Genomic DNA, 16,979 nt, shown 5'->3' with positions numbered 1-16,979 from the left:
TGTGGATAACTTTCCAGCCCGGCCGCTCCCCACAAATCCTTCACGTGTAGTTTCGATTCATCCACAGTCGCTCAACAGCCGCAATGCTGCGCTGACAAGCCGCGACAACAGTTATCCACCGCCTCCACAGGGGCTATGAGTACAACGAGGATGTAATTACTCAAAGCCACTCAAAGTCACAGCTGTGGGGAACCCCGCTCAGGGCGCAATTTCGCCCCTGGCAGCGCTGGAGGCCGCTGCTACCTTTGTGGGCGTGAGCATCGCAGCGCGGGCCAGGGGCCTCACCAAGATCTACGGATCCGGATCGGCGGTGGTGACCGCCCTGGACGATGTGGACTTCGAGATCGCAGACGGCGAGTTCACCGCCATCATGGGCCCCTCCGGCTCCGGGAAGTCCACCCTCATGCACCTCATGGCCGCGCTGGACACCCCCACGTCGGGAGAGGTGTACCTCGGCGAGACGGCCGTCTCCACGCTCGCGGACACCCCGCTGACCGAGCTCCGCCGGGACCGCATCGGCTTCATCTTCCAGGCCTTCAACCTGGTGCCAACCCTCACGGCCCGGGAGAACATCGTCCTCCCGCTGCGGATCGCAGGCAAGAAGGTCGACGAGGAATGGTTCGAGCGCATCGTCGACGTGCTGGCGCTGGGGGACCGCCTCACGCACAAGCCGTCCGAGCTCTCCGGCGGTCAGCAGCAGCGCGTCGCCTGCGCCAGGGCCTTGATGAATCGCCCGCACATCGTCTTCGGAGACGAGCCCACCGGCAACCTGGACTCCACCTCGGCCGCGGAGGTGCTCGGATTCCTGCGCCGCAGCGTCGACGAGTTCGGCCAGACAGTGGTCATGGTCACCCACGATGCGCATGCCGCCAGCTACGCGGATCGGGCGGTCTTCCTCTCGGACGGTCACATCGTGCATGAGATGCGAGGCGCCACCCAGGAGGACCTGCTGGGAGCGATGTCGCACATCTACCCCCGCCACACCCCCACGCACCGGGCGCCGGAGACCGTGGAGGACGAGCCCGCCGGGGAGGGTGCGGAGGGCACGGCCGTCTACCGCGACGGCGGCGCGGCCCCCACGAGCGGCCCCGTCGACGACGGTGGCGAGTCCACCGTCGAACGTTCCATGGCGCGCCGCGCACTCCTGGACCAGTAGATGCTGCACGCCACCTGGAAGTCGCTGTGGGCGCGCAAAGTCAGGCTCCTGCTCAGCGCGCTGTCGATCGTGTTGGGTGTGGCCTTCGTGGCCGGCTCGTTGCTGTTCACGAATCTGCTGTCCTCCAGCTTCGATCAGCTCGTCAAGGGCGCATTGGCGGACGTCAACGTCTCACCTGAGTCCAGCGGCATCCAGGGTTTCGATCCCACGGCGGGCGCCCAGCAGATCCTGCTCACCAGCGACGAGGTGACGGCCATCGGCGAGGTGGACGGCGTCCAGGCGGCCGCCGGAATCGTCTCCAGCAGCCAGATCTTCCCCCTGGACCAGGACAACCGCCTGATCATGTTCCCCGGTGCCCCGGGCATCGCGATGAACTGGGTGGACCTCCCCGCAGCGGGCGGCCAGGTGGGGGCACGCCTCGTCGAGGGCCGCGTGCCCGAGGCGTCGGACGAGGTGATGGTGGACCCGGCCACCGCCACGCGCGGCGGCTTCGTCGTCGGAGACACCCTCAGCGTGTCCACGCCCGTCGACGGGATCCAGAGCTACACCATCGTTGGTCTCGGCACCTACGGCGCGGGGGCCACGGCCGGCGCCAGCTACCTGTTCTTCACCCTCGACGAGGCCCAGCGCCTGGTGCAGGGCGGCAAAGAGGGGTTCTACGCGGCCTGGGTGCAGACCGCACCGGAGGCCGACCCCGACGCGGTGGCCGAGGCCGTCCAGGAGATCCTCCCCGAAGGCTTCGTCGCCGAGACCGGAGATTCGCTGGCTGAAACCATCCAGGATCAGCTCGACGTGGGCCTCGGATTCATCAACACGTTCCTCCTGGTTTTCGCCGGGATCGCGCTCCTGGTGGCGACCCTGCTGATCCTCAACACGTTCTCGATCCTCGTTGCCCAACGCTCCCGGGAGCTGGCCCTGCTCCGCGCCATCGGCGCCACCCGCGCGCAGGTCCGCCTCTCGGTACTCACGGAGGCCGCGGTCATCGGCGTGATCGGCGCCACCGTCGGCCTGCTGGTGGGCTACGGGCTGGCCTGGGGAATCCTCGCCGCGTTCCGCCTCTTCGGCATCGACCTCGGCACCGCCGTGCCCACCTTCACGTGGCAGGCGGTGGCCGCGTCCTACACCATCGGCATCGTCATCACGCTCGTGGCGGCCACGCTGCCTGCGCGGAAGGCGTCCCGGACCCGCCCCGTCGAGGCCATGGCGATGGCGCAGCAGTCCGGGCCGGAGAGGCTCGGCGGGCTGCCGCTGATCGGCGTCGGGATGATCGAGATCGGCATCGCGGCCATCGCGTGCGCACTCTGGCTGGACGTCCCGCAGCCCCTGATCTGGGCCGGCGTCGGCGCGGTCCTGCTCCTGGTGGGCATGGTGCTGGCCGCCGTCCTGGTGGGCAAGCCACTGATCTGGCTGTTCGGTCTGGCCTACCGTGCGCTCTTCGGCGAGGTGGGCAAGCTGGCCCGGCTCAACGCGGTCCGGCAGCCCCGTCGCACCGCGGCCACCGCCGCCACGCTCATGATCGGCCTGGCGCTGGTGGCCACGGTGGCCATCCTGGCCGCCAGCACCACCACCTCCATCCGGGAGCGGCTCACCTCTGATCAGCGCGGTGACTTCACCATCAGCCCCGTGGCCTATCAGCCGTTCGACGCGACTGTCGCGGAGGAGGCACGGGAGATCGACGGCGTCGAGGCGGTCTTCGAGTTCTATCGCGGCGCCACTGTTCTCGACGGCGAGCCCGTGCAGCTCACCGGCGCCACCGACGAGGGCCTGGAGCGGGCCAGCAGCCTGGAGATCGTGGCGGGTTCGCTCAGCGACGAGGGCGGCACTGCCCCGGCCGTGATTTCCTCGGACTTCGCCGAAGACCAGGGGCTCAGCCTCGGCCAGCTGCTCGAACTGCCCACGCCGACGGGGGGCACCGTCGAGCTTCTCGTCACCGGACTCCACAACGGCGGCGGTGGCCCGCCCCCGCTGGGCGACATCATCGTGGACCCGGACACGTTCGCCGAACTCGGCGACGGCTCGCTGGTGCAGCAGGTCGTGGTGTTCACCGAGCCGGGCGCGGACCTGACGGCGGTGCGCGAGGGCCTAGACGAGGCCACCTCCGAGCTGCCCACCGTCGTGGTGGCGGACGTGGCGGAGTTCGTGGAGGCCCGGGTCGGGCAGTTCCAGCAGATCTTCTCCATCCTTTACGCGCTGCTGGCGCTCGCCGTCGTGATCTCGGTGCTCGGCATCGTCAACACGCTCGGCCTGTCGGTGATGGAGCGGACCCGCGAGGTGGGGCTGCTGCGCGCGGTGGGGATGACCCGGCCGCAGCTGAGGCTCATGGTGACCCTCGAATCGGTGATGGTGGCCACGCTGGGCGCCACGCTCGGCGTGCTCCTGGGCGGCGTCTTCGGCTCCGTCCTGGTCAACCTTCTACGGGACGACGGAATCGACATTCTGGTCGTCCCCTGGGTCCAGCTGGGGGTGTTCGTCGTGGTGGCGGCCCTGTTCGGTGTGTTGGCGGCGGTCGGGCCGGCGCGTCGCGCGTCGCGGCTCAACGTGCTCGAATCCATCGCCAGCGAGTAGGTCAGCGGCTGGCATGGGCGCTGAGCGGCCCGGCTATGATGCAGGCGATGGTCTGTCCCGAGCGCACCCACGTGGCTGCGCTCACCGACTGTTCACGTAGCGAGATCGAAGGGGAACCCTGTGAAGATTCGAGTTGAGCGCGAGGCGCTGGCGGATGCCGTGGCCTGGGTGGCACGCAGCCTCCCCACGCGCCCCACCGCACCGATCCTCGCGGGCATGCTGTTGGAGGCCGACGCCAACGGGCTGACGCTCAGCAGCTTCGACTCGACGACCTCGGCCAAGGTCACCCTGCCGGCCACCGTCAACGACGAGGGCACCGTCCTTGTCTCGGGTCGCCTGCTCGCGGAGATCGCGCGCTCGCTGCCCAACAAGCCGGTGGACCTCGTCGCGGACCACTCGAAGGTCGAGCTCACCTGCGGCCAGGCCCGATTCACGCTCCAGACGCTGCCGGTGGAGGAGTACCCCACGCTCCCGGACATGCCCAGCCAGACCGGCACGGTGGACGCGGCCACGTTTGAGAAGGCCGTCGGTCAGGTCTTCGTCGCCGCCGGCCGCGATGAGCTGCTCAACGTGTTCACCGGTGTGAAGCTGGAGATCAACGGCGAGGAGCTGTCGCTGCTCGCCACGGACCGTTACCGGATGGCGCTCAAGGAGCTCACCTGGCGCCCGTCCTCCCCGTCGGTGGAGGGCGCGGTGCTCGTGCCGGGCAAGGTGCTGGCGGACACCGCCAAGTCCATGACCTCTGGCGAGACGGTCACCATCTCGCTGTCCACCACCGAGGCTGAGGGTGAAGGGCTTGCGGGCTTCGTCGGGCAGAGCTCCCGGAGCACCCGAGAGGCCACCACGAGGCTGCTCAGCCAGGCGTTCCCCAAGGTCCGCCACCTGATGAACGTGGATCCCACCGTCAGCGTCCGGGTCAACACGGCAGACCTGCTGGCGGCCGTGAAGCGCGTGTCGCTGGTGGCCGAGCGCAACACGCCGCTGCGGATGCGCATCAACGAGGACCACATCGCGCTCGAGGCCGCCACCGGTGACCAGGCGCAGGCCTCGGAGGCCATCGAGGCCGAGGTGGAGGTGGTGGGCGATTCCCAGTCCATCACGGACGCCGGCTTCAACCCCCACTACCTGCTGGAGGCGCTCACCGCGCTCGACGCGCCGTTCGCCCACTTCTCGTTCACGCTCCCGGGGAAGCCCTGCCTGATCATGGGCCTCCCCAACATCGACGGCGACCCACTGACGGACTACAGGCACGTCATCATGCTGATGCGCCTGCCCGGCTGACCCCACCATCCAGGCATCGAAGGAGCCACACATGCGCATCGGACTGATCGGCCTCGGGAAGATGGGCGGCAACATGCGCGAGCGGCTCCGCCGCGGCGGCGTGGAGGTCGTCGGTCTGGACCACAACCCGGACATTTCCGACGCCAAGGACGAGGCCGACCTCGTCGCTCAGCTCGGAGCAGGCCCGCGCGTGGTGTGGCTGATGGTCCCCATCCACGCCGTGGATTCCCTCATCGAGACGTTGAAGCCCCTGCTATCTGCGGGAGACGTGGTCATCGACGGCGGCAACTCCAAGTGGACCCACGACGCCAAGCACGCCGCATACCTCTCTGACAAGGGCATCCACTTCGTCGACGTCGGCACCTCGGGTGGCGTGTGGGGCCTCGAGAACGGGTACGCGCTCATGGCCGGCGGGCCGAAGGAGGCCATCGAGATCGCCATGCCCGCGTTCCAGGCTCTGAAGCCGGAGGGCGAGTTCGGGTTCGTCCACGCGGGCGAGAGCGGCGCGGGACACTTCGCCAAGATGGTGCACAACGGCATCGAGTACGGCCTCATGCAGGCCTACGCGGAGGGCTGGGAGCTGCTCGAGGCCTCGGACGTGGTGACCAACGTGCCGCAGGTGTTCGAGTCCTGGCGCGAGGGCACCGTCATCCGCTCCTGGCTGCTGGACCTCATGACCTACGCGCTGGGGGAGGACCCGCACCTCGAGGCCATCGAGGGCTACGCGGAGGACTCCGGCGAGGGCCGCTGGACCGTCAACGCCGCCGTCGACCTGGCGGTCCCGGTGCCGACGATCGCGGCCAGCCTGTTCGCGCGGTTCGTGTCGCGGCAGGACGACTCGCCGGCCATGAAGATGGTCGCGGCGATGCGCAACCAGTTCGGCGGCCACGCCGTCGCGCCGTCGAAGGACTGATTGGGTAGGTGTTCGTCACCGAACTCGCACTGATCGACTTCCGCAACTACACGGAGGCGTCGCTGACTCTGTCGTCGGGGGTCACGGTGTTCGTCGGCTCCAACGGTCAGGGCAAGACCAACCTGGTGGAGGCCATCGAATACCTGTCCACCATGTCCTCGCACCGGGTGGCGGCCACGGCGCCGCTGATCCGGGCCGGCGCGGAGACTGCGGTGGTGAGGGCCAAGGTGCAGGCCGGCCGCGAGGATCCGCGGGTGATCTCGCTGGAGCTGGAGATCGCCAACGGCCGCTCCAACGTAGCGCGCCTGAACCGGGCGCCGTTGGGACGCCCGCGGGAGCTGATCGGCGCGCTGCGCACCGTCGTGTTCTCGCCCCTGGACCTGGCGATCGTGCGCGACGACCCGTCGGATCGGCGTGCGTGGCTGGACTCCCTCGTCGTGACGCGCTGGCCGCGGATGGCTGGCGTGCGGCAGGACCTCGACAAGGTACTTAAGCAGCGAAACGCGCTCCTCAAGGCGATGGCGGGCCGGTCGTTCGTGCCCAGCGGCGGCGACGAGGCCGTCACCCTGGAGGTCTGGAACGGCCAGTTCGCCACCCTGGGGGCCGAGCTGCTGCACGCCCGGCTGGACACCTTGGCGGACGTGGTTCCCCACGCTCAGCGCGCCTACGAGACCATCGCGCCGCTGAACAATCAGATCTCTGCGTCGTACAAGACCGCGCTGGACCTCGACGGGGTGGCCGGGGGGGCGGACGTCAGGGCGGCGCTGCGCGGCCGGCTGCTGGAGGCGCTGGAGCGGGTGCGCAGGGACGAGGTGTCGCGGGGGGTGACGCTGGTGGGCCCCCAGCGCGACGACGTCGAGTTGGCCATCGGACCGCTGCCGGCCAAGGGGTACGCGTCCCACGGGGAGTCGTGGTCGTTGGCGTTGGCGCTGCGGTTGGGCGGTTTCACGTTGGTGCGCGACGACGGAGTGGAGCCGGTGCTGGTGTTGGACGACGTGTTCGCGGAGCTGGACGTGTCGCGGCGGGAGCGGTTGGCGGCGGCGATCGCGGACGCCGAGCAGGTGCTGATCACCGCGGCCGTGGGGGCGGATGTGCCGGACTTCCCGGCGGAGAATCGCTTCCGCGTGGACGCCGGAACGGTCACCCCCGCCTTGCCTTCCTGACGTGGATGGGGCTGGGTCTGGCGGTCTCGGGTGTTGTGGTCAGGTTCGGCGGCGTGTGGTGGGGGCCGGGCCGCCCATGATGCCGGCGGCGGCGCTTCGCGCTGCCGCGCCGTCATCAACGCCCACCCAACCTGCCCCGGCCCCCACCACCCACCGCCCTTCTGTCTCGTCGCGTCCTCCTGAGTCTTCGACCAACGGCATGGTTGGCTGGGTGTCACTTCTGGTGTCGACTACGGCACCAGAAGTGACGGTGAGGCAAGCGGCGGGAGTCGCGGCACGCGAGTTGGGCGCGAGGGTGGGGGACGGTAGGGCGGCTCTGCGTCGGGGTGCCCAGCCTGAGGGTCACGAGACTGGCGTCCCGCCCGGGCAGGCTCTCGCCATGGCCGCCCTGACGGCACGCGCCCGAACTCGACCACGCCACCGGGAATCGCGCGGGGAGACGGGAGCCGAGGCACGGGCGGCCTCGACACTGGGCCCGAGAGCAGCTGGCGGGTGCGTGCAACCGTGGACAACGGCCGCCCGTGCCTCGACTCCCGACTCCCCGCACCGACGGCGGGGTCGGCCGACGGCGGGGCGGGTAATGTCGGCCGCATGAGCGAGGAGGCGCACGACCCGACGGGGCTCGACCTCGCCTCCGAGATCGCCCGCGCCGCCGTCGAGTCTGCGGCCTACGGCGTGGTCCTTCCGGAACCCGCGCCGCCGAAGACCCCGCGCCGCCGACAGCGCCCCATGGAGCAGCAGCGCTCCGGCGCCCATCCCGACGACCGCGACCCCCAACGCGTCGGTGACGTCCTCAACACCGTCATCCAGGCGCGCGGCTGGCAACGTCGGATCAGCCTCTCGATGGTGCTGCGACGGTGGCCCGAACTGGTGGGGGAGTCCAACGCTCAACACTCCACGCCCGTCAACTACGCCGATGGGGTGCTGATCGTGGATTGCGACTCCACTGCGTGGGCCGCGGCCATGAAGTACGCGGCGTCGCAGATCGTGGCGCGTCTCAACCGCGCGCTGGGCGAACAGACGGTGTTGCGTGTCGAGTTCCGGGGGCCGAGGCCACCGAGTTGGAAGAAGGGCCTCCGCTCGGTTCAGGGTCGCGGCCCCCGCGACACCTACGGCTGAGACCTAAGCTGAGCGCATGCGCATCACAGTCACCGGCACCAGCCGGATCACGCTCCCGGCGGAGTGCGTCGCGGTCAACGTGACAGTCGGCTTCACCGGCCCGGACCGCGACTCCGTCGTCGCGGACACGGCCGGCCTGACGGATCGCGTCCGGGCACAACTCGAGCAGCCCCTCGCCTCAGGGGTGGTTCGCGACGTCAAGCTCACCAGCCTCCGCACGTGGACCTCGACTCCGCTCAACACCCGCGGGCAGCCCCAGGCGCCCCAGCACACCGCGGAGGTCCGCGGCTCCTTCATCGTCGACGATCTCGCCGCCCTCGGTGACATCCTCGGCACCCTCGCCGCGACACCCGGGGTGCAGGTGGGCTGGCTGGACTGGCGACTCCGTGACTCCACGCTCGCCGAGGTGCAGCCCAGGGCCCTTGCCGATGCGTTCGACGATGCCCACCGTCGTGCCGAATGGATCTCGACGGCGGCGCGCCGGGGAGGCGTCGAAGCGGTGGCGGTGCAGGACCAGGGTGGCGGGATCGTGCCGTTGGCGTCGGCGAGGAAGGCGTCGCGGGCGATGATGGACTCGGCGCCGTCGATCGATCTGGACCCTCAGGACGTCGAGATCTCCGTGAGCCTGACCGTCGAGTTCACCGCGGCTTAGGCTCGACGACGGCACCCGCGACACGCCGGGCGCGAATTCCCTTTCAGACCCAGTGCTCCAACTCCTTCCCATCCGGCCCTGGGCGTGATTCGATGGGCGGGTATGAGCTAACCGGCATCGGGGGACTGGATGAAGCTTCGAGGGCTGTCGTCGGTGGTCGCTGCTGCGATCTCGGCGGCCCTGGTTGGAGGAGCCGTCACGTATGGGCAGGAACCGCTGACGGCCATTGAGGCCGTCCCGGTCCCGCCGGTGATGCTGGTGGCGCCCGGCCCGGTCACCTATCCCACGTCGACGGCCTCGCCGTCGAGTCCGCTGGGCTACCGCCTCGAAGGCTGGTCGTTCGACGAGGCCCCCGGCAGCTTCGACCCGTTCAGCGCCCCTACTCCGCAGATCGTCCCGCTGGACGGACCCAGGCCCGCCGAGGCCCCGCCAGCGCCAGAGCCGGAGACCATCCCGGAGGAGACGGCCATCGGGTCCGTGGGCGAGAAGGCAGGCGGCGACCTCCTCTCGATGCCCGTCAACGGGCGCCGGACGTCGGTGTTCGGGATGCGCTACCACCCCATCCTTCGCGTCTGGAAGCTGCACACCGGCCTGGACTTCGCAGCCCCGTGCGGCACCCCCGTCGGCGCGGCCGCGGCCGGGCGCGTTGTCTCAGCAGGCTGGGCCGGCGGGAACGGCATCCAGGTCAAGATCGACCACGGCATGCTCGCCGGCTACCGCGTGGTCACCACCTACAACCATCTCTCCGCCATCGGTGTGAGGGTGGGGCAGCAGGTCGACGCCCTCGACGGCGTGGGCCGCGTGGGCAACACCGGCTACTCCACCGGTTGTCACCTGCATTTCGAGGTGATCGTCAACGGCCGGTTCACGGACCCGGAGCCGTGGCTGAACGGCCAGCCCACACGGGTGGACCTGAGGGACATCGCCTTCCTCGACGTTGACGGCTCCTCCACCACGCCCAGCCTCGTCCTGGGCCTGTCGCCCAGCGCCGAGGCCAGCGAGGTTCCCACCCAGAGCGTGTGGGACAGCCTCATCGCGAGCCTGACCGGGGAGCCGAGCCCGTCCCCGAGCGTGAGCCCGTCGACGAGCCTCAGCCCGTGGGCGTCGGCGAGCCCCAGCCCGTCGATCAGCCCCAGCGATTCGCCTAGTGCGAGCGATTCTCCGAGTGCGAGCGAGTCGTCCACCCCCAGCACAAGCGAACCATCGCCCAGCGACACCTCGCCCCTCCCCTCGGCCACCGAGTCGGAGAGCACGCCGCCTCCGTCGTCCACGGCGCCGGATCCCTCGTCCGAGGCCCCAGCTCCCGAGCCCACCACCCAGGCTCCAGAGCCGGACCCCACGACGGAGTCACCGCCGCCACCGCCGCCACCGCCGCCGGCGCCTGAGCCCGAACCAGAACCGGAGCCTGAACCGGAGCCACCTCCGCCGCCCCCGGCAGATCCTGAACCCACCACGGATGCACCGCCCCCGCCCAGCGAGGACGCCTCAGCTACGCCGTGACGCCCGGTCAGATGATCAGCAGCGCTCCGGCCGCGATGATCGAGGTGAGCAGCGTCACCACGTCGAACGTCCTCTGTGGCACGCGGTGGATCAGCGCCACCCCGATCACCGTGCCGAAGAGGACCACCGGGATTCCCCACGCGACGGTGAGCATCACCTGCGGCGTGAACAATCCGAGTGATGCGGTCAAGGGCGTCTTCGCCACGTTGACGATGAAGTAGAACCACGCTGAGGTGCCGAGGAAGCGCATCTTCTCCACCTTCGCCAGCTGGAGGTAGACCGCCATCACCGGTCCAGCGGCGTTGGCGGCCATCGTCGTGAACCCCGCCGCGACACCCGCGCCCATCGTCAGCGCCCGATGCGGAGGCCCGTCGTCGACGGTGGGGTCCGGGGCGCGCCGTCGGGCCAGGGTCGACAAGACGAGTTGGAGCAGCACCGAGACGAGCAGGATGGCGCCGATCGATCGGCGCAGCACCAGGTCGTCGACGAACTGGATGAACAGGGCGCCGAGCAGGATTCCGGGCACGACCGAGGGCAGGAGTGCCTTGAGCAGCGACCAGTCGGCGGAGCGGCGGTAGCGCAGCACGCCGATGATGTCGCCGGTGATGAGGAGCAGCAGTGCGGCGGCGGTGGACTCCTTGGTGGGCAGCGCCAGAGCGAGCAGCGCGACGGCGAGGGAGCCGAGGCCGCCGAAGCTGGTTTTGGCGATGCCGATGATGAGGGCAGCCGCTGCCGCCGCGATCCACGTCCACTCCATGCTGGGACTCCCTCTGTCGCGGGAAGGCTACTCCACCGCCCCGCCGTCGTCCCAATGCATCGACCCTCCGACCACCCGCCCCATTCCCGGCGATTTGCCGCGCTACCGGCTCCGGATGGATAGGGGACCTTGCGTCTGCCCCCATGATCGGCGCCAATCGTGCCCTGGGCCCGTTTCAGGCGGCATTGACCCCCCGTCGATGTCCGGTTTTGTGCCCGGACACGGTAGAATTGGCACGATCAACGGCGCCGGCCAGCCCGGCGCCCGTTTGTGTGGACAGGAGCTTTTGTGACGGACGACGTGCAGGTGGACGAGGACTTCAATCTGAGTGAGCGCATGGAGGGCTTGCAGGACTCAGCGGACAACACGGTCACCGGGCTCTACGACGCGGATCAGATCTCGGTCCTGGAGGGCCTCGAGGCGGTCCGCAAGCGCCCGGGCATGTACATCGGCTCCACCGGCGAGCGCGGGCTGCACCACCTTGTCTACGAGATTGTGGACAACTCTGTGGACGAGGCCCTCGCGGGCTACTGCGATTCCATCGACGTCGAGCTCCTGGACGACGGCGGGGTCCGGGTCAAGGACAACGGCCGCGGTATTCCCGTCAAGGAGCACCCGATCGAGAAGATCCCCACCGTCACGCTGGTGCTGACGGTGCTGCACGCCGGCGGCAAGTTCGGCGAGGGCGGCTACAAGGTCTCCGGCGGCCTTCACGGCGTGGGCTCCTCCGTCGTCAACGCGCTGTCGGACAAGCTGATCGTCGAGGTCACCCGAGACGGCTACCGCTGGCAGCAGACCTTCCACCTCGGCGTCCCGGTGACCGAGTTGGAGCGCCTGGAGGAGTCGGCCGAGACCGGCACCACCATCACGTTCTACGCCTCGAACGAGATCTTCGAGACCACCCGCTACAACTACGACACGCTCGCCACCCGCTTCCGCGAGATGGCCTTCCTCAACAAGGGCCTGCGCATCTCACTGATCGACCTGCGCGCGGACCGGCAGGTGGCCACCGGCGACGAGGGGGAGACCGACACCCCTTACGACGAATTCCAGTACGCCGACGGCCTCACCGACTACGTCAAGTACCTGTCCTCCGGCAAAGACGCCATCCACCCCACCGTGATCGCCGTCGAGGCGCACGCCCCGGACCAGGGCATGGGTGTGGAGATCGCGATGCAGTGGAACACGTCCTACACCAGCAGCGTCTACACGTTCGCCAACACCATCAACACGCACGAGGGCGGCACCCACGAGGAGGGCTTCCGTGCGGCGTTGACCAACACGGTCAACCGCTGGGGCGAATCCTGGGGGTTGATCAAGAAGCGCGAGGACCGCGTGGCCGGCGACGACATCCGCGAGGGCCTCACCGCCATCGTCTCGATCAAGGTGTCCGAGCCGCAGTTCGAGGGTCAGACCAAAACCAAGCTGGGCAACACCGAGGCCAAGTCGTTCGTGCAGCGCGTCCTCAACGACCGCCTGGGTGACTGGTTCGAGCGCAACCCGGCCGAGGGCAAGGACATCGTCCGCAAGTCGCAGTCCGCGGCCGCGGCCCGCATCGCCGCCCGCAAGGCGCGTGACATGGCCCGCTCCCGCAAGGGGCTGCTCGGCGGCTCGGGTCTGCCGGGCAAGCTGGTGGACTGCCAGTCCACGGACCCCAGCGAGTGCGAGCTGTTCATCGTCGAGGGCGACTCGGCCGGCGGTTCGGCCCGAGGCGGCCGCGACCCCCGCACCCAGGCCATCCTCCCCATCCGCGGCAAGATCCTCAACGTGGAGAAGGCCCGCATCGACCGCATCCTCGCCAACAAGGAGGTCGAGGCGATCATCAACGCCCTCGGCGCCGGCATGCAGGAGGACTTCAACCTGGACAAGCTGCGCTACCACAAGCTCGTCCTGATGGCGGACGCGGACGTCGACGGCGCCCACATCCGCACCCTGCTGCTCACGCTGCTGTTCCGGTTCATGCGGCCCCTCATCGAGGCCGGCCACGTGTACCTGGCCCAGCCGCCGCTGTTCAGGCTGCGGTGGACCAACGCCGCGCACGAACTGGCCTACGGCGACACCGAGCGCGACGGACTGCGGGAGAAGGGTCTGGCCGAGGGCAAGAAGCTGCCCCAGGTCAACCCCATCCAGCGCTACAAGGGCCTGGGTGAGATGAACGCAGATGATCTGTGGGACACCACGATGGATCCGGAGAAGCGGATCCTGCTGCAGGTCACCATCGAGGACGCGGCCATGGCGGATCAGATGTTCTCGATCCTGATGGGCGAGGACGTCGAGCAGCGCCGCACGTTCATCCAGCGCAACGCGCGCGACGTGCGCTTCCTCGATATCTGAGCAGCGCCACCCCCCCAGAGTTTGTGGATTTTCGGAAGGTTTGAGAACTGATGGCTGACGACGGCACCCTGACCCCCCCGGCATTCGGTCGGGTGGACCCCATCGACCTGCAGGTGGAGATCCAGCGCTCCTACCTGGACTACGCGATGAGCGTCATCGTCGGGCGCGCCCTGCCGGATGTGCGCGACGGGCTGAAGCCGGTCCACCGGCGCGTCCTGTACGCGATGTGGGACGGCGGCTACCGCCCGGACCGCGGCTGGAACAAGTGTTCCCGCGTGGTCGGCGAGGTCATGGGCCTGTATCACCCCCACGGTGACACGGCCATCTACGACACCCTCGTGCGCCTCGCGCAGCCGTGGGCGATGCGCCTGCCGCTGGTCACAGGGCAGGGCAACTTCGGCTCCCAGGGCAACGACAAGGCCGCGGCCATGCGGTACACCGAGTGCAAGCTGGCCAACCCCGCGGCCGAGATGGTGCGCGAGATCGAGCAGAACACCGTCGATTTCCGCCCCAACTACGACAACCGTGAGCAGGAGCCGGTGGTCCTGCCGGCCCGGTTCCCGAACCTGCTGGTCAACGGGTCCACCGGCATCGCCGTCGGCATGGCCACCAACATCCCCAGCCACAACCTGCGCGAGGTCAACGACGCCGTGCAGTGGGCGCTGGCGCACCCGCAGGCCACCCGCGAGGAACTCCTCGACGCGGCCATGCACCGCATTCAGGGCCCCGACTTCCCGGGCGGCGCCCTCATCGTCGGCCGCAGCGGGATCGAAGAGGCGTACCGCACCGGTCGCGGGTCGGTCACCATGCGCGCGGTGATCAACATGGAGGAGGACCCGAAGGGTCGCCAGCTGCTCGTCATCAACGAGCTGCCCTACATGTGCAACCCCGACGCGCTCGCCCAGCGGATCGCGGACCTGGTCAACGCCGGCAAGCTCACCGGCATCGCGGACATCCGCGACGACACCTCCGCCCGCACCGGCCAGCGCCTCGTCATCGTGCTCAAGCGCGACGCCCAGCCGCGCGTCGTGATGAACAACCTGTACAAGCACACGTCGCTGCAGGACACGTTCGGCTGCAACATGCTGGCCATCGTCGACGAGGTGCCCCGCACCCTGCGCCTGGACCAGTTCATCTCGCTGTGGATCAAGCACCAGCTCGAGGTCATCCGTCGCCGTACGCAGTACCAGCTCGACGACGCCGAGAAGCAGGCCCACATCTACCGCGGCCTGGTCAAGGCACTCGACGCCCTCGACGAGGTGATCGCGCTCATCCGTCGCTCCCCGAACACCGAGGAGGCCCGCGAGGGCCTCATGGACCTGCTGGACATCGACCAGCTGCAGGCCACCGCCATCCTGGACATGCAGCTGCGCCGTCTGGCCGCGCTCGAGCGGCAGAAGATCATCGACCACCTGCTGGTGCTGGAGGCGAAGATCCAGGACCTCAAGGACATCCTCGCCAACGAGGAGCGCCAGCGCGCCATCATCGCCACCGAGCTGCAGGAGATCGTGGACAAGTACGGCGACGATCGCCGCACCCGGATCGTCGCGGCGGACGGTGACTTCTCCGACGAGGACTTCATCCCCGACGAGGACGTGGTGGTCACCATCACCCACGGCGGCTACGCCAAGCGCACCCGCGCGGACCAGTACCGGGTGCAGAAGCGCGGCGGCAAGGGCGTGCGCGGGGCCACCCTCCGGGCCGACGACGAGGTGCAGCACCTCTTCATGACCACCAACCACCAGTGGTTGCTGTTCTTCACCAACTTCGGGCGCGTCTACCGCGCCAAGGCGTGGCAGCTGCCAGAGGCGGGCCGAGACGCGAAGGGCGGGCACGTGGCCGGCCTGCTCAGCTTCCTGCCCGAGGAGAAGATCGCGCAGGTGCTGGCCATCCGCGGCTACGAGGACGCCGAGTACCTGCTGCTGGCCACCAAGCACGGGCTGGTGAAGAAGACCGACCTCAAGACCTATGACTCGCCGCGGCAGGCCGGCGTGATCGCCATCAACTTCCGTGAGGAGACCGACGAGCTGATCGGCGCCTCCCTGGTGAGCGCCAGCGACGACGTGCTGCTGATCTCGCGCAAGGGTCAGGCGATCCGCTTCCAGGCCGACGATTCGCAGCTGCGGCCGATGGGCCGGGCCACCTCCGGCGTGACGGGCATGAAGTTCCGCTCCGGCGACGAGCTGCTGTCCATGGCGGTGCTCCGGGCAGATGACGACCTTGAGGGCCAGTTCGTGTTCACGGTGACCGACGGCGGGTTCGCGAAGCGCACCCCGGTGGACTCGTACCGGCAGCAGGGTCGCGGCGGGCTGGGCATCAAGGCGATGCGTCTCAACGAGGATCGCGGCTCGCTCGTGGGCGGCCTCATCGTGGGCGAGGCCGACGAGGTGCTGGCGATCAAGGTCTCCGGCCAGGTGACCCGCTCGGCGGTGGCCGATGTCCCTGTCAAGGGCAGAGACACCATGGGTGTGAAGTTCGTCGGCGTCAAGGGCGACGACTCGGTGGGGGCCATCGCGCTCTACCCCGAGTCCGAGGTTGAGCTGGAGGACGCCCCGGCAGACCAGGACGCGGAGTTGGACGAGGGTGCCGAGGACGCTGCAGAGAGTACGGTAGATGTCAGCACCGCCAGCCAGGCGGAGCAGGAGCCGAACAGCGAGGAGGGCGCCGATGAGTGAGAACTCGCCGCGCTGGCCATCCGCCTCCGGGGCCTCCGGCCTCGACTTCTCTCCGCACCGAGCGCCGTCGGACGCCCCGGCGCCCGTCAGTCCGGCGGTGCCGGTGATCAACGGTGACGGGCCGACGCATGCGTCCAGCGCCCCGTCGTCGGGCACGCCGGCGTCCCCGTCGTCCGGGCCGTCGTTCTCGCCCGCCCCCGTGAATGCCCCTTCGGAGCCGGCCTCGGCCGCCCCGCAGGCGGAGGCTGCAGACCAGACCCGCACCATTCCGGCAGTGGCCGGGCGTGCGGCCCGTGTCGCCCAGGAGTGGGCGGCGAAGGCGAAGGTCGCGGTGACGCCCAAGCCCGCGGCGGCCCCGGGCGAGGGGCCTGGTGTACCCGGTGGGTCCCCTGGCGCGGTGACCACCCCGTCGCGCGCCGCCACCTTCGTACCCGTGGCGAGCACTCTCCCCGCTGAGGCCGAGGCGCGGACCGCGCACCCGAGCCGTCGGACCCGGAAGGCGCGGCTGAGGCTGTCGCGGATCGACCCGTGGTCCGTGATGAAGACCACGTTCCTGTTCTCGATCGCCTTCGGCGTGATGATGGTGGTGGCCGCGTTCATGCTGTGGTCGGTGCTCGCAGGGTCCGGGGCCCTGGAGTCCGCCAACACGTTCATCAACACCCTCATCGGGGATCAGGACACGGCGTTCAACATTGGGGACTTCCTCAGCGCCTCGCGCGTGCTGGGGTTCGCGACGGTGGTGGCGGCGGTCGACGTCGTGATCATCACCGCGGTGGCCACGCTGTTCGCGTTCCTGTACAACCTTGCCGCCACGGTGATGGGCGGCCTGGAGATCACGCTCGCCGAGGACTGATCCCGCTCCCA

The 16,979-nt window shown here is 69.3% G+C and carries 12 protein-coding genes; 11 read left to right on the top strand and 1 reads right to left on the bottom strand.

What is annotated here, in order from left to right; translation table 11 throughout:
* Positions 1–253: 253 nt before the first annotated feature.
* The 8 genes from H5398_RS13145 to H5398_RS13110 all read left to right on the top strand — a co-directional run bounded on the left by H5398_RS13145 (position 254) and on the right by H5398_RS13110 (position 10,349).
* A complete protein-coding gene (locus H5398_RS13145; protein WP_182800308.1) occupies positions 254–1,156 on the top strand; it encodes an ABC transporter ATP-binding protein in 903 nt (300 codons plus the stop codon).
* Positions 1,157–3,721, top strand: a complete 2,565-nt coding sequence (locus tag H5398_RS13140) for an ABC transporter permease (protein ID WP_182800307.1) — start codon at positions 1,157–1,159, stop codon at positions 3,719–3,721.
* A 120-nt stretch (positions 3,722–3,841) separates the two neighbouring features.
* Positions 3,842–5,002 (top strand): DNA polymerase III subunit beta, encoded by a 1,161-nt coding sequence (dnaN, locus tag H5398_RS13135; RefSeq protein ID WP_182800306.1) that lies wholly within the window; start codon positions 3,842–3,844, stop codon positions 5,000–5,002.
* Between the two features lie 31 nt (positions 5,003–5,033).
* Positions 5,034–5,915, top strand: coding sequence for a phosphogluconate dehydrogenase (NAD(+)-dependent, decarboxylating) (gnd, locus tag H5398_RS13130; RefSeq protein ID WP_182781126.1), 882 nt, complete (start codon positions 5,034–5,036; stop codon positions 5,913–5,915).
* 8 nt (positions 5,916–5,923) lie between these two features.
* The gene (gene recF, locus H5398_RS13125; protein ID WP_182800305.1) at positions 5,924–7,078 is read left to right on the top strand and encodes a DNA replication/repair protein RecF; all 1,155 of its coding nucleotides are present in this window, start codon (positions 5,924–5,926) and stop codon (positions 7,076–7,078) included.
* 591 nt (positions 7,079–7,669) lie between these two features.
* Entirely contained in the window at positions 7,670–8,197 is a 528-nt protein-coding gene (locus H5398_RS13120; protein ID WP_182800304.1) for a DUF721 domain-containing protein, read from the top strand.
* Between the two features lie 16 nt (positions 8,198–8,213).
* Positions 8,214–8,849, top strand: a complete 636-nt coding sequence (locus tag H5398_RS13115; RefSeq protein WP_182781129.1) for an SIMPL domain-containing protein — start codon at positions 8,214–8,216, stop codon at positions 8,847–8,849.
* Positions 8,850–8,978: 129 nt separating this feature from the next.
* Positions 8,979–10,349 (top strand): M23 family metallopeptidase, encoded by a 1,371-nt coding sequence (locus H5398_RS13110; RefSeq protein WP_182800303.1) that lies wholly within the window; start codon positions 8,979–8,981, stop codon positions 10,347–10,349.
* A 7-nt stretch (positions 10,350–10,356) separates the two neighbouring features.
* Here H5398_RS13110 and H5398_RS13105 read toward each other — a convergent pair whose 3' ends face one another.
* A complete protein-coding gene (locus H5398_RS13105) occupies positions 10,357–11,106 on the bottom strand; it encodes a sulfite exporter TauE/SafE family protein (protein WP_182781131.1) in 750 nt (249 codons plus the stop codon).
* Positions 11,107–11,442: 336 nt separating this feature from the next.
* On the opposite strand from H5398_RS13105, the gene gyrB reads away from it, so the two are divergent.
* From gyrB to H5398_RS13090, 3 genes are read left to right on the top strand one after another with little or no spacing between them, the layout of a single operon-like run.
* Positions 11,443–13,440, top strand: a complete 1,998-nt coding sequence (gyrB, locus tag H5398_RS13100; protein WP_182781881.1) for a DNA topoisomerase (ATP-hydrolyzing) subunit B — start codon at positions 11,443–11,445, stop codon at positions 13,438–13,440.
* Between the two features lie 50 nt (positions 13,441–13,490).
* Positions 13,491–16,115, top strand: a complete 2,625-nt coding sequence (gyrA, locus tag H5398_RS13095; protein WP_182800302.1) for a DNA gyrase subunit A — start codon at positions 13,491–13,493, stop codon at positions 16,113–16,115.
* A complete protein-coding gene (locus tag H5398_RS13090; RefSeq protein WP_182781133.1) occupies positions 16,108–16,968 on the top strand; it encodes a DUF3566 domain-containing protein in 861 nt (286 codons plus the stop codon). Before gyrA ends, H5398_RS13090 begins: the two co-directional genes overlap by 8 nt.
* Positions 16,969–16,979: the final 11 nt, after the last annotated feature.

This window comes from Tessaracoccus sp. MC1679 (genome assembly GCF_014164775.1).
In the GTDB taxonomy this organism is placed as follows: Bacteria; Actinomycetota; Actinomycetes; order Propionibacteriales; family Propionibacteriaceae; genus Arachnia.
The sequence above is the reverse complement of the archived record's forward strand: the minus strand, read 5'-3'. Positions and strand labels throughout refer to the sequence as shown.

Coding starts and splice junctions, on each gene's coding strand:
- H5398_RS13110 (WP_182800303.1), top strand. CDS start 8,979: ATGAAGCTTCGAGGGCTGTCGTCGGTGGTCGCTGCTGCGATCTCGGCG.
- gyrB (WP_182781881.1), top strand. CDS start 11,443: ATGGAGGGCTTGCAGGACTCAGCGGACAACACGGTCACCGGGCTCTAC.
- H5398_RS13090 (WP_182781133.1), top strand. CDS start 16,108: ATGAGTGAGAACTCGCCGCGCTGGCCATCCGCCTCCGGGGCCTCCGGC.
- H5398_RS13120 (WP_182800304.1), top strand. CDS start 7,670: ATGAGCGAGGAGGCGCACGACCCGACGGGGCTCGACCTCGCCTCCGAG.
- gyrA (WP_182800302.1), top strand. CDS start 13,491: ATGGCTGACGACGGCACCCTGACCCCCCCGGCATTCGGTCGGGTGGAC.
- H5398_RS13140 (WP_182800307.1), top strand. CDS start 1,157: ATGCTGCACGCCACCTGGAAGTCGCTGTGGGCGCGCAAAGTCAGGCTC.
- gnd (WP_182781126.1), top strand. CDS start 5,034: ATGCGCATCGGACTGATCGGCCTCGGGAAGATGGGCGGCAACATGCGC.
- H5398_RS13115 (WP_182781129.1), top strand. CDS start 8,214: ATGCGCATCACAGTCACCGGCACCAGCCGGATCACGCTCCCGGCGGAG.
- H5398_RS13105 (WP_182781131.1), bottom strand. CDS start 11,106: ATGGAGTGGACGTGGATCGCGGCGGCAGCGGCTGCCCTCATCATCGGC.